Consider the following 1227-nt stretch of genomic DNA (forward strand, 5'->3'; position numbering starts at 1 on the left):
GCCACTTAGGCTCAATTTCTTTATGATTGTAAAAACTCATGGTCTCTCTCCAATTTTATGATGTTACTATTATACCATTTTTGAGGGAATTTGAAAGACGAGAAATGTTCTTTTAGACTTGGATAACAAGAAATACTGAATCGCAAATCCAGCTTATTTAGCAGGAAAAAAATTAGCTCCCACTTGGAGCTAACTTCTATCAATTTTTTATTTCTTCCATCTTCTCACGTCCGAGCTCTCGATAACTACGGTCGCCGACAACTTCAACGCTAAACTGGCCGTTCTCATATTCAAGAATCGTCACGCTACCATTATCGAGACCATGCGGATGCATGCCATTAATCAGATAAACAATGGTCCCAATGGTCATTCCATGGCTTACGACGAGAGCATTGCCCCCACCTTGTTCTTCCATTTCTTTGGCAATCGCTTCAAAGCCTTCCTTGATTCGACCACTGAGTTTTTCCCAACCTTCAGCCCAGCCAGCTGTATCAACCTCAACTAGACCTTCTGCTAGCTCTGCATAGGACAACTGGTGAACATGGTCCACATTGAAAATTCTCGGAATCAAGCCCATAAAGAGGTCCCCATCATAGGCCCCATCAAAACTACCAAAGCACCACTCACGGATTCGCTTGTCCATGCGGTAAGGGATTTTCCCCTGCAGGCCAAGTTCTTCTAGGATAATTCCCATGGTTTGAATGGTGCGACCTGAGTCACTGGAATAAGCGCGGTCAAACTGCAAACCAGACTCTCTCAATCCAATTCCCAGTTCATGGATTCCCAACTCACCTTCTGCAGTCAGAGGTGTATCACTCCATCCTTGAGCACGTCCAATGGTGTTAAACATCGTTTTCCCATGACGAATCAAATACAATCTTACTTTAGACATTTTCTATCCTCCATTTCTTCTATTATATCATGGATTAAAGAAATATTCGGCTTTCAAAAGCAAAGCCAACATTTGTAAATTATCCAAAAGAAAAGCTACCCTCATGGTAGCTTCCCTAGGAGATTATTATGAAAAAGTTTAGGATTTCTATTAAATAAAGTTAGGAGGTCTTTATTTAATGATTATAGTATACACAGTCATCCTTAAACTCAACTTAAATCTTCTCTCTTTTTTATTAATTTTTAAAACTATGGATTGGAGCTGGGATTTGTCCACCACGAGAGATGAAATCAACAGACGAAGCCCCGTTGACCTTCATAACTGGAGCTGTTCCT

The 1227-nt window shown here is 40.7% G+C and carries 1 protein-coding gene; it reads right to left on the reverse strand.

Annotation, left to right across the window (positions count from 1 at the left end; all coding sequences use genetic code 11):
- Positions 1 to 199 precede the first annotated feature (199 nt).
- A complete protein-coding gene (locus SORDD16_RS09150) occupies positions 200 to 892 on the reverse strand; it encodes a histidine phosphatase family protein (RefSeq protein WP_061453207.1) in 693 nt (230 codons plus the stop codon).
- Between the last annotated feature and the right edge of the window lie 335 nt (positions 893 to 1227).

Origin of the sequence: Streptococcus oralis (genome assembly GCF_001578945.1) — a bacterium.
GTDB lineage: Bacteria > Bacillota > Bacilli > Lactobacillales > Streptococcaceae > Streptococcus > Streptococcus oralis_Q.